Origin of the sequence: Pseudomonas sp. 21LCFQ02 (genome assembly GCF_024129895.2) — a bacterium.
In the GTDB taxonomy this organism is placed as follows: Bacteria; Pseudomonadota; Gammaproteobacteria; order Pseudomonadales; family Pseudomonadaceae; genus Aquipseudomonas.
Map to the genome: position 1 here is coordinate 2,588,983 of NZ_CM178749.1, position 11,483 is coordinate 2,600,465.

The following is an 11,483-nucleotide window of genomic DNA, read 5'->3' on the forward strand; positions in this document are numbered from 1 at the left end:
TTCGCGGCTTGTCCGGCCCGCCAGTATCGACGCTCCCGGTGCGGAGCAGGCTCGGCAGGTGTGGCCGTATTGCAAGGAGTTCAGATGAGTGCCGATGACGCGTACGCGGTCGAATTGAAGGGTGTCACCTTCAAGCGCGGTGCCCGCAGCATTTTCAACAATGTTGATATTCGTATTCCCAAAGGCAAGGTCACCGGCATCATGGGGCCTTCCGGTTGTGGCAAAACCACCTTGCTGCGCCTGATGGGCGCGCAGTTGCGCCCTGACGCAGGCGAAGTGTGGGTCAACGGCCAGAACCTGCCGCAGCTGTCGCGCGGCGATCTGTTCGATGCGCGCAAGCGCATGGGGGTGCTGTTCCAGAGTGGCGCGCTGTTTACCGACCTTGATGTGTTCGAGAACGTCGCGTTTCCTCTGCGTGTCCACACCGAGCTGCCAGACGACATGATTCGCGACATCGTACTGCTCAAACTGCAGGCGGTGGGGCTGCGCGGCGCTGTCGAGCTGATGCCCGATGAGCTGTCCGGCGGCATGAAGCGTCGGGTCGCGCTGGCCCGGGCGATTGCCCTCGATCCGCAGATTCTCATGTATGACGAACCGTTCGTCGGTCAGGATCCCATCGCCATGGGGGTTCTGGTTCGCCTGATTCGCCTGCTCAACGATGCGTTGGGCATCACCAGTATCGTGGTTTCCCATGATCTGACCGAAACCGCCAGTATCGCCGACTACATCTATGTAGTGGGTGACGGCCAGGTGCTGGGGCAAGGTACGCCGCAGGAGCTGCTGGCGTCGGACAACCCGCGCATCCGTCAATTCATGACGGGCGAGCCGGACGGTCCTGTGCCTTTTCATTATCCGGCAGCGGATTTTCGCGACGATCTTTTGGGGACGCGCTGATGCGCAACAAATCAATCATCGAGCGTGTGCGCCTGCTTGGGCGCGCAGCCATCGACGTCATCACCGTGCTGGGGCGTTCCGGCATCTTTCTGTTCAATGCCTTGCTGGGGCGCGGCGGTATCGGCGGCGGTTTTCAATTGCTGGTCAAGCAACTGTACTCGGTCGGGGTGATGTCGCTGGTCATCATCGTCGTCTCGGGCGCGTTCATCGGTATGGTGCTGGCGCTGCAAGGCTTCAGCATCCTGACCAAGTACGGTTCCGAACAGGCGGTCGGGCAAATGGTTGCCCTTACCCTGTTGCGTGAGCTGGCGCCGGTCGTGGCGGCGCTGCTGTTTGCCGGTCGGGCCGGCTCGGCGCTGACTGCCGAGATCGGCAATATGAAATCCACCGAGCAACTGTCGAGCCTGGAAATGATCGGTGTCGACCCGCTCAAGTACATCGTTGCCCCGCGACTGTGGGCCGGCTTTATTTCATTGCCGGTGCTGACCATGATCTTCAGTGTGGTGGGTATCTGGGGCGGCTCCTGGGTCGCCATCGACTGGCTGGGAGTCTATGAAGGTTCTTTCTGGTCCAATATGCAGAACAGTGTTTCTTTCACTGACGATGTGCTCAATGGCCTGATCAAAAGCGTCGTATTTGCCTTGGTAGTGACATGGATCGCGGTTTTTCAGGGTTACGATTGCGATCCTACTTCCGAAGGGATCAGTCGTGCCACGACCCGTACCGTGGTCTACGCCTCACTGGCGGTGCTGGGCCTGGACTTTATTCTGACCGCCTTGATGTTTGGAGATTTCTGATGCAAAACCGCGCCATCGAAACCGGTGTCGGACTGTTCCTCCTGGCCGGCATCCTGGCCTTGCTCCTGCTGGCCCTGCGGGTCAGTGGTCTGAGCGCCAGTGCGACCAGCGACACCTATAAACTTTACGCTTACTTCGACAATATTGCCGGTTTGACTGTCAGAGCCAAGGTAAGCATGGCCGGTGTCACGGTGGGCCGGGTGACGGCGATCGATCTGGATCGCGATACCTTCACCGGGCGCGTGACGCTGGAAATCCAGAAGTCGGTGGATAACCTGCCGACCGATTCCACGGCATCGATTCTGACTGCGGGCCTGTTGGGTGAGAAATACATCGGTCTGAGTGTGGGAGGGGACGAGGCCCTGCTCAAGGATGGCGGTACGATCCACGACACCCAGTCGTCGTTGGTGCTCGAAGACCTGATCGGTAAATTTCTGCTCAACACCGTGAGTAAAGAAGCCAAATGAGGAGCTTTTCCATGATCTCTATTTTGCGTCGCGGTCTGCTGGTCCTGTTGGCAGCATTGCCAATGCTGGCCAATGCAGCGGCTGCGCCCTCTGCGCACGACCTGATCAAAGGCACTACGGATCAGTTGCTGGGCGACCTGTCGGCCAACAAGGAGCAGTACAAGGCCAACCCCAGTGCTTTCTATGATGCGCTCAACCGCATTGTCGGGCCGGTGGTGGATGCCGATGGCATTTCACGCAGCATCATGACCGTCAAGTATTCGCGCCAGGCCACGCCTGCGCAGATGCAACGCTTCCAGGAGAACTTCAAGCGCAGCCTGATGCAGTTCTATGGCAACGCATTGCTGGAGTACAACAACCAGGGCATCACCGTAGCGCCGGCCAAGGATGAGAGTGGCGAGCGCACCAGCGTCGATATGCAGGTCAAGGGCAACAACGGCGCGGTCTATCCGGTTTCCTACACCCTTGAGAAGATCAATGGTGAATGGAAAGTGCGCAACGTGATCATCAACGGCATCAACATCGGCAAGCTGTTCCGTGACCAGTTCGCCGATGCCATGCAGCGCAATGGCAATAATCTGGACAAGACTATCGATGGCTGGGCCGGTGAAGTGGCCAAGGCCAAGGAAGTCACCGACGAAGCTTCGCAGAAGGCGGCGCAATGACCGAGTCGGCGGTGCGTCTTGTCGGCGCCGGCGAGCTGCGTCTGGTCGGTGTGCTCGACTACAGCACCGGTCCGCAGTTGCGCAAGCAGGGCGCGGCGCTAATCCGTTCCAGCAGCCTGCCGACACTGGTCATTGATTGTTCAGGTGTCAGCCACTCCAGCAGCGTCGGCCTGGCGCTGCTGTTGGGTTTCATGCGTGATGCGCAAAGTGCAGGCAAATCGGTCAGCGTTCACTCCATGCCAGCGGACATGCGCAAGATCGCCGAGGTATCGGGCGCCAGTGCGCTGTTTGACAATCATTCTCCCGCATGACCTTTACAGCCCCCTGTCTGCGTAAACCCCGGGCGGGGTTCGCATAGCATGGGCTTTTTTGTATCATGGCCGACCCGCGCGCACAGAGCGCCGATCGAGGTTAAGCATGCAGGCTGTCGAAGTAAAAAGCTTCCTTGAAGCAAAATTGCCCGGAATCAAAGTGGAAGTCGAAGGCGAAGGCTGCAACTTCCAGCTCAATGTCATCAGTGATGAGTTGGCTGCCCTGAGTCCTGTCAAGCGTCAGCAACAGATCTACTCCCATCTCAATCCCTGGATCGCTGATGGCAGCATCCATGCGGTTACGATGAAATTTTTCAGCAGCGCGGCCTGGGCCGAGCGCGCCTGACCCTACCGGTGTCGAGATTGCAATGGATAAATTGATTATTACCGGCGGCGTCCGTCTGGACGGCGAAATTCGTATTTCCGGGGCCAAGAACTCGGCGTTGCCGATTCTTTCTGCAACCCTGCTCGCCGATGGGCCTGTTACGGTCCAGAACCTGCCGCATCTGCACGACATCACCACCATGATCGAGCTGTTCGGTCGCATGGGTATTGAGCCGGTGATCGACGAGAAGCTCAGCGTCGAGATCGACCCGCGCACCATCAAGACCCTGGTCGCGCCGTATGAGCTGGTCAAGACCATGCGCGCCTCGATCCTGGTGCTCGGCCCGATGGTCGCCCGCTTCGGTGAAGCTGAAGTGGCCTTGCCGGGCGGCTGCGCCATTGGTTCGCGTCCGGTTGACCTGCACATCCGCGGCCTGGAAGCCATGGGCGCGATCATTGACGTCGAAGGCGGTTACATCAAGGCTCGCGCCCCCGAAGGCGGCCTGCGTGGCGCACATTTCTTCTTCGATACCGTCAGTGTGACCGGTACCGAGAACATCATGATGGCCGCCAGTCTGGCCAAGGGCCGCACTGTGCTGCAGAACGCAGCCCGTGAGCCTGAAGTCGTCGACCTGGCGAACTTCCTGATCGCCATGGGTGCCAACATTCAGGGTGCCGGTACCGACACCATTACCATTGACGGTGTCGAACGTCTGCATTCGGCCACCTACAAGGTCATGCCGGACCGTATCGAGACCGGTACGTACCTGGTGGCTGCGGCAATCACCGGTGGCCGGGTCAAGGTCAAGGACACTGATCCGACCATCCTCGAAGCGGTCCTGCTCAAGCTGCAGGAAGCGGGCGCCGAAGTGACCACGGGTGACGACTGGATCGAGCTGAACATGCATGGTCGCCGTCCTAAAGCGGTCAATGTGCGCACCGCGCCGTATCCGGCGTTTCCGACCGACATGCAGGCCCAGTTCATCTCCCTCAATGCCGTTGCCGAAGGCACTGGCGCAGTGATCGAGACGATCTTCGAAAACCGCTTCATGCACGTTTACGAAATGCACCGCATGGGCGCGCAGATCCAGGTCGAAGGCAACACCGCGATCGTCACCGGCACCGAAGTGCTCAAGGGCGCTCCGGTCATGGCCACCGACCTGCGTGCTTCGGCCAGCCTGGTGATCTCGGCGCTGGTTGCCGAAGGTGACACGCTGATCGACCGTATCTACCACATCGACCGTGGTTACGAGTGCATCGAAGAGAAGCTGCAGTTGCTGGGCGCGAAAATTCGTCGCGTACCGGGCTGACCTGCACGGCCCCGATGTCTCAACCATCGGGGCCGTGGTTTGACGACTGCGAGATTTCCATTACCCGGTTGCGCACTGACGGCGTGTATCGGGTAAGCTCTGGGGCTTGCCGCCAGGGCATGAGCTTCCTGATAAGGACCCGATTTTTCCCATGCTGACCATCGCACTGTCCAAGGGCCGTATCCTTGACGACACCCTGCCGCTTCTCGCTGAGGCGGGCATTGTGCCGACCGAGAATCCGGACAAGAGCCGCAAGCTCATCATTCCCACGACCCAGGACGATGTTCGTCTGCTGATCGTGCGTGCCACCGATGTGCCGACCTATGTCGAGCATGGCGCGGCAGACCTGGGCGTCGCCGGCAAGGATGTGTTGATGGAATACGGCGGCCAGGGTCTGTACGAGCCCCTGGACCTGAACATTGCCCGTTGCAAGCTGATGACCGCTGGCGCGGTAGGTGCTCCAGAGCCCAAGGGGCGGCTGCGGGTGGCGACCAAGTTCGTCAACGTCGCCAAGCGCTACTACGCCGAACAGGGTCGTCAGGTCGACATCATCAAGCTGTATGGCTCCATGGAGCTGGCTCCGCTGATCGGCCTGGCCGACAAGATCATCGACGTTGTCGACACGGGCAACACCCTGCGTGCCAACGGTCTTGAGCCTCAGGAAATGATCGCGACCATCAGCTCGCGTCTGGTAGTCAACAAAGCGTCGATGAAGATGCAACACGCCCGCATCCAGTCGCTGATCGACACCCTGCGCAAGGCTGTCGAGTCGCGACACCACGGCTGACCTGATCACGCGATATTGCATCGCGTCCAGCTATCCGTGTCATAGCCAGATTTCTCAGGTGCCAGCGCGGATAGCTTGGTAGCTTATGGCACCTGAGCATCCGCCAATAACAGAGGCCCTCGCTATGACCACGTCCACTGCAATACGCCGACTCGATGCTGCCGATGCGGATTTCGCCCGACATCTGGATCATCTGCTGAGCTGGGAAAGCGTGTCTGACGAATCGGTCAATCAGCGCGTGCTGGATATCATCAAGGCCGTGCGTGAGCGTGGTGACGCCGCGCTGGTCGAGTTCACCCAGCGCTTCGACGCCCTGCAAGCCAGCTCAATGGCCGACCTGATTCTGCCCCGCGAGCGTCTGGAACTGGCCCTGACCCGTATCACGCCTGCTCAGCGCCAGGCGCTGGAAGTGGCTGCCGAGCGGGTGCGTAGCTATCACGAAAAGCAGAAGCAGGACTCCTGGAGCTACACCGAAGCCGACGGCACGGTGCTGGGCCAGAAGGTCACGCCGCTGGATCGTGCCGGTTTGTATGTGCCAGGCGGCAAGGCGTCCTACCCCTCATCGGTCCTGATGAACGCGATCCCGGCCAAAGTGGCCGGAGTGGCTGAGGTGGTCATGGTCGTGCCGACCCCGCGTGGCGAGATCAACGAGCTGGTACTGGCGGCTGCCTGTATCGCCGGTGTGGATCGGGTGTTCACCATCGGCGGCGCCCAGGCTGTGGCGGCGCTGGCCTATGGCACTGAAAGTGTACCGCCAGTCGACAAGATCGTCGGCCCCGGCAATATTTATGTGGCCACTGCCAAGCGTCACGTATTCGGTCAGGTCGGCATCGACATGATCGCCGGCCCCTCCGAGATTCTGGTGGTCTGCGACGGTCAGACCGATCCGGACTGGATCGCCATGGACCTGTTCTCGCAAGCCGAGCACGATGAAGACGCTCAGGCCATCCTGGTCAGCCCGGACGCTGAATTCCTCGACAAAGTGGCGGCCAGTATCGAGAAGCTGCTGCCGACCATGGATCGTGCCACCATCATCGAAACCTCGATCAATGGCCGTGGTGCGCTGATCAAGGTTGCCGATATGCAACAAGCCATCGACGTGGCCAACCGCATCGCCCCGGAACATCTTGAATTGTCGGTTGAAGACCCGCAGGCCTGGCTGCCGCAGATCCGCCACGCCGGTGCGATCTTCATGGGTCGTCACACCAGCGAAGCACTGGGTGACTACTGTGCCGGCCCTAACCATGTGTTGCCGACTTCCGGCACCGCCCGTTTCTCGTCGCCGCTGGGGGTTTATGACTTCCAGAAGCGTTCGTCGATCATCTTCTGTTCGCCGCAGGGCGCCTCGGAGCTGGGCAAGACCGCTTCGGTGCTGGCCCGTGGCGAATCGCTCAGTGGTCATGCGCGCAGCGCCGAATACCGTATTACCGATACCGGCTTCAAGCCCGGGCTTAGCGAGCAAGGCGAGTAAACATGAGCAAATTCTGGAGTCCTTTCGTCAAGAGCCTGGTGCCTTATGTGCCGGGCGAGCAGCCCAAGCTGAGCAAGCTGGTCAAGCTCAACACCAACGAAAACCCTTACGGCCCGTCGCCAAAGGCGCTCGAAGCCATGCGCGCCGAACTCGGCGATGGCCTGCGTCTGTATCCGGACCCTAACAGCGACCTGCTCAAGCAAGCAGTGGCGGCTTACTACAAGGTGCAGCCCAATCAGGTGTTCCTGGGTAACGGCTCCGACGAAGTGCTGGCGCATATTTTCTATGGCCTGTTTCAGCACGACCAACCGCTGCTGTTCCCGGACATCAGCTACAGCTTCTATCCGGTTTACTGCGGCCTGTATGGGATTGCCCATGAAACCGTAGCGCTGGACGAGCAGTTCCAGATTCGTGTGCACGATTATGCGCGGCCCAACGGCGGGATCATCTTCCCCAACCCGAATGCGCCTACCGGCTGCCTGCTGGCCCTGGAAGCCATTGAGCAAATCCTCAAGGCCAGCCCGGATTCAGTTGTGGTCGTGGACGAAGCCTACATCGACTTTGGTGGCGAGACCGCCATCAGCCTGGTGGACCGCTACCCGAACCTGCTGGTGACCCAGACCCTGTCCAAGTCACGTTCGCTGGCCGGACTACGGGTCGGCCTGGCGGTCGGCCATCCTGATCTGATCGAAGCGCTGGAGCGGGTCAAGAACAGCTTCAACTCCTACCCGCTGGATCGTCTGGCGATCGTGGGCGCCACTGCGGCGTTCGAAGATCAGGCGCATTTCAATACCACCCGCAACGCGGTGATTGCCAGTCGCGAAGCCTTGGTCGAGCAGTTGCAGGGCAAGGGCTTTGAAGTTCTGCCTTCGGCAGCCAACTTCATCTTCGCCCGTCACCCGCAGCATGATGCCGCAGGCCTGGCGGCGAAAGTGCGTGAACAAGGTGTTATCGTGCGGCACTTCAAGCAGGAGCGGATTGCCCAGTTCCTGCGTATCACTATTGGTACGCCAGAGCAGAACCAGGCGTTGCTGGATGCGCTGAGCGATATCTGAGTGTCATCGGCCTTGGCCGCGAACCAGCAGGTTCGCGGCCAAGGCCGACACGGGTTACTGCGCGTTGGCGGCCGGGGTGTGGGCCGGGGCTGGAGCCGGTGGTGGACGAATCCCCACTTCTGCGGTCAGGCGCAGTTCCTTGTTATTGCGCAGCACATTGATCGCGATCTTTTCCTTTGGTCGAGCGCGGGCCAGCTGATTCATGGCGCGACGTCCGTCGGTGGCCACTTCATCATTGATGCTCAGAATGATATCGCCCAGTTGCAGGCCGGCCTTTTGCGCCGGGCCGTCGCGAAATACCGCAGATACCACCACGCCCTGACGGCCTTTGAGGCCATAGGACTCGACCAGATCGGCGGTCAGGTTCTGTACTTCAATGCCCAGCCAGCCGCGGATCACCTGGCCATGCTCGATGATCGACTTCATCACATCGATCGCCAGTTTGGTCGGGATCGAGAAACCGATGCCTTGCGAGCCGCGTGACTCGGTAAAAATCGCGGTGTTGATGCCGATCAGGTTGCCGTTGGCATCAACCAGTGCGCCACCGGAGTTGCCGGGGTTGATCGCCGCGTCGGTCTGAATGAAGTCTTCGTAGGTATTGAGGCCCAACTGGTTGCGCCCGGTGGCGCTGATGATGCCCATGGTGACGGTCTGGCCGACGCCGAACGGGTTGCCGATCGCCAGTGCAACGTCGCCGATGCGAATGTTGTCAGAACGGGCAATGGTGATGGCCTGCAGGTTTTTAAGATCGATCTTGACTACTGCCAGGTCGGTTTCCGGATCGTTGCCGATGACCCGCGCCACGGTCTCACGACCGTCCTTGAGTGCCACGATGATCTGATCGGCGCCACTGGTTACGTGGTTGTTGGTGAGGATGTAGCCTTCCGGGCTCATCAACACGCCAGACCCCAGGCTCGATTCCATGCGCTTCTGTTTGGGCTGGTTGTCGCCGAAAAAGCGCCTGAATTGCGGGTCTTCGAACAGCGGGTTGGCCGACTTGTTGATCAGCCGGGTGCTGTACAGGTTGACCACCGCCGGTGCGGCAGCGCTGACCGCGTCGGCATACGACGAAGGGCCCTGCACAATCTGGGTGGATTGCGGTGCCTGTTGCAAATTGACGTCCAGACTGGGCAAACCGACCCATTGAGGAAAACGCTGGATGACCAGCAGGGCGACCAATACGCCTGCGAGCAATGGCCAGCCAAAATAGCGCAGTGCCTTTAGCATTGAGAGAAGATCCTGGGAGTGACAGGCGCAGAATTTATTAGCCGGGCTGCGCCATAATGGCGGGCATTATACGAGCACCGCAGGCGCTGTCTCGTATTACTCACGCAATTTAAGGTATCTATGTTGTGCTGACCGCGATACCGAACCGTTCATCGAGGAATCTTTCATGGCCGTAGCCCTCACCACCCTGGTTGAAGAAGCCGATCGCTACCTCAACAGCGCCCGGATCCAGGACTATTGCCCCAACGGCCTGCAGGTCGAAGGGCGCCCACAGGTCATGCGTATTGTCAGTGGTGTAACCGCCAGCCAGGCGTTGCTCGATGCCGCTGTCGAGGCCCAGGCCGATCTGGTTCTGGTCCATCATGGTTACTTCTGGAAAGGCGAGAATCCCTGCGTGGTGGGGATGAAGCAACGTCGCCTGAAGACCCTGCTCAGGCATGACATGAGCCTGCTGGCTTATCATCTGCCATTGGACGTGCACCCGGAAGTGGGTAACAACGTGCAGTTGGCGCGGCAACTGGATATCACGGTCGAAGGGCCGTTGAATCCCGCTGACCCCAAGGTGGTGGGGCTGGTCGGCTCGCTGGCCGAGCCGGTCAGCGCCCGTGACTTTGCCCGGCGCGTCCAGGAGGTACTGGGCCGCGAGCCGTTGTTGATTGAGGGCGATCGGATGGTGCAGCGCGTCGGTTGGTGTTCTGGCGGTGGCCAGGGCTACATCGACCAGGCGGTGCTTGAGGGGGTTGATCTGTACTTCAGCGGCGAAGCCTCCGAGCAGACGTTTCATAGCGCTCAAGAGAACGGCATCAGTTTCATTGCCGCCGGCCATCATGCCACCGAGCGTTACGGCGTGCAGGCACTGGGTGATTATCTGGCGCGGCGCTTTGCGCTGGAGCACATTTTCATCGACTGTCCCAACCCGGTCTGAGCCGCGACCCAGAGCGCGATGGTCAGGCAACCGGCTCGCAGGTCCAAACCGGCGGCTATATGGTTAGATCGTTTCGATCTATTGTGCTCACTGAAGTGCGGTGGTCGTGCATGATAAAGTGCGCGGCTCGAATACGGCCCGCCGGCCGCCACTGGACCGGGTCTGCCATTAAACGCGCCTTGTCGCGCGTGGTTGGTGCAGGCCTGACCACAATACATGCAATCCGTGAGTAGCCATGGTTGACAAACTGACGCATCTGAAACAGCTGGAGGCGGAAAGCATCCACATCATCCGCGAGGTCGCCGCCGAGTTCGATAACCCGGTGATGCTGTACTCGATCGGCAAGGACTCGGCCGTGATGCTGCATCTGGCACGCAAGGCCTTTTTCCCTGGCAAGCTGCCGTTCCCGGTGATGCACGTCGATACCCAGTGGAAATTCCAGGAGATGTACAGCTTCCGCGACAAAATGGTCGAGGAAATGGGCCTGGAACTGATCACCCATGTCAACCCGGAAGGGGTTGCCCAGGGAATCAACCCGTTCACCCACGGCAGTGCCAAGCACACCGACATCATGAAGACCCAGGGCCTCAAGCAGGCGCTGGACAAGCACGGTTTCGATGCCGCCTTCGGTGGCGCGCGCCGCGACGAAGAAAAATCGCGGGCCAAAGAGCGCGTTTACTCGTTCCGCGACAGCAAGCATCGCTGGGACCCGAAGAACCAGCGCCCGGAGCTGTGGAACGTCTACAACGGCAAGGTCAACAAGGGCGAGTCGATCCGCGTTTTCCCGCTGTCGAACTGGACCGAGCTGGACATCTGGCAGTACATCTACCTCGAAGGCATCCCGATCGTGCCGCTGTACTTCGCCGCCGAGCGTGAAGTCATCGAGAAGAACGGCACCCTGATCATGATCGACGACGAGCGCATCCTCGAGCACCTGTCCGAGGAAGAAAAGGCCCGTATCGTCAAGAAGAAGGTGCGCTTCCGTACTCTGGGCTGCTACCCGTTGACGGGCGCCGTCGAGTCCGACGCCGAAAGCCTGACCGACATCATCCAGGAAATGCTCCTGACCCGGACGTCCGAGCGTCAGGGCCGTGTCATCGACCACGATGGCGCAGGCTCGATGGAAGACAAGAAACGTCAAGGGTATTTCTGAGTTTCAAGTTACAAGCGGCAAGCTGCAAGTGGAAGCAGACTGAGTAGCTTCTGGATTTTGTGGATTGCCGCTTGCATTGCGACGACGCCTGGAAAAG

The 11,483-nt window shown here is 60.0% G+C and carries 13 protein-coding genes; 12 read left to right on the plus strand and 1 reads right to left on the minus strand.

Annotated elements, in window-relative coordinates; genetic code table 11:
- The first annotated feature begins 84 nt into the window (after positions 1-84).
- From NJC40_RS11475 to hisC, 10 genes are all read left to right on the plus strand, one after another.
- On the plus strand, positions 85-894 hold the full coding sequence (locus tag NJC40_RS11475; protein ID WP_045487906.1) for an ATP-binding cassette domain-containing protein: 810 nt from the start codon (positions 85-87) through the stop codon (positions 892-894).
- On the plus strand, positions 894-1,691 hold the full coding sequence (gene mlaE / locus NJC40_RS11480) for a lipid asymmetry maintenance ABC transporter permease subunit MlaE (RefSeq protein WP_045487908.1): 798 nt from the start codon (positions 894-896) through the stop codon (positions 1,689-1,691). The genes NJC40_RS11475 and mlaE overlap by 1 nt, the downstream gene beginning before the upstream one ends.
- Positions 1,691-2,158: an outer membrane lipid asymmetry maintenance protein MlaD gene (gene mlaD / locus NJC40_RS11485; protein WP_045487911.1), complete on the plus strand. Its 468-nt coding sequence runs from the start codon at positions 1,691-1,693 to the stop codon at positions 2,156-2,158. Before mlaE ends, mlaD begins: the two co-directional genes overlap by 1 nt.
- Positions 2,159-2,169: 11 nt before the next feature.
- A complete protein-coding gene (locus NJC40_RS11490) occupies positions 2,170-2,823 on the plus strand; it encodes an MlaC/ttg2D family ABC transporter substrate-binding protein (RefSeq protein ID WP_253116312.1) in 654 nt (217 codons plus the stop codon).
- The gene (locus NJC40_RS11495; RefSeq protein ID WP_045487915.1) at positions 2,820-3,134 is read left to right on the plus strand and encodes an STAS domain-containing protein; all 315 of its coding nucleotides are present in this window, start codon (positions 2,820-2,822) and stop codon (positions 3,132-3,134) included. The genes NJC40_RS11490 and NJC40_RS11495 overlap by 4 nt, the downstream gene beginning before the upstream one ends.
- Before the next feature lie 106 nt (positions 3,135-3,240).
- Positions 3,241-3,480 carry a BolA family protein gene (locus NJC40_RS11500; protein ID WP_045487916.1) on the plus strand — a complete coding sequence of 80 codons (240 nt, stop codon included), beginning with the start codon at positions 3,241-3,243 and terminating at the stop codon, positions 3,478-3,480.
- 22 nt (positions 3,481-3,502) lie between these two features.
- Positions 3,503-4,768, plus strand: a complete 1,266-nt coding sequence (gene murA / locus NJC40_RS11505) for a UDP-N-acetylglucosamine 1-carboxyvinyltransferase (protein ID WP_045487918.1) — start codon at positions 3,503-3,505, stop codon at positions 4,766-4,768.
- 151 nt (positions 4,769-4,919) lie between these two features.
- Positions 4,920-5,555: an ATP phosphoribosyltransferase gene (gene hisG / locus NJC40_RS11510; RefSeq protein ID WP_045487919.1), complete on the plus strand. Its 636-nt coding sequence runs from the start codon at positions 4,920-4,922 to the stop codon at positions 5,553-5,555.
- Positions 5,556-5,679: 124 nt separating this feature from the next.
- Positions 5,680-7,026, plus strand: a complete 1,347-nt coding sequence (hisD, locus tag NJC40_RS11515) for a histidinol dehydrogenase (protein WP_253139318.1) — start codon at positions 5,680-5,682, stop codon at positions 7,024-7,026.
- A gap of 2 nt (positions 7,027-7,028) precedes the next feature.
- Positions 7,029-8,081: a histidinol-phosphate transaminase gene (hisC, locus tag NJC40_RS11520; protein ID WP_045487924.1), complete on the plus strand. Its 1,053-nt coding sequence runs from the start codon at positions 7,029-7,031 to the stop codon at positions 8,079-8,081.
- 54 nt (positions 8,082-8,135) lie between these two features.
- On the opposite strand, the gene algW is transcribed toward hisC, so the two are convergent.
- Positions 8,136-9,308 carry a Do family serine endopeptidase AlgW gene (gene algW / locus NJC40_RS11525; RefSeq protein ID WP_045487926.1) on the minus strand — a complete coding sequence of 391 codons (1,173 nt, stop codon included), beginning with the start codon at positions 9,306-9,308 and terminating at the stop codon, positions 8,136-8,138.
- 166 nt (positions 9,309-9,474) lie between these two features.
- On the opposite strand from algW, the gene NJC40_RS11530 reads away from it, so the two are divergent.
- Both NJC40_RS11530 and cysD read left to right on the plus strand, forming a co-directional pair.
- A complete protein-coding gene (locus NJC40_RS11530; protein ID WP_253116305.1) occupies positions 9,475-10,233 on the plus strand; it encodes a Nif3-like dinuclear metal center hexameric protein in 759 nt (252 codons plus the stop codon).
- A gap of 235 nt (positions 10,234-10,468) precedes the next feature.
- On the plus strand, positions 10,469-11,386 hold the full coding sequence (gene cysD, locus NJC40_RS11535; RefSeq protein ID WP_045487930.1) for a sulfate adenylyltransferase subunit CysD: 918 nt from the start codon (positions 10,469-10,471) through the stop codon (positions 11,384-11,386).
- Positions 11,387-11,483: the final 97 nt, after the last annotated feature.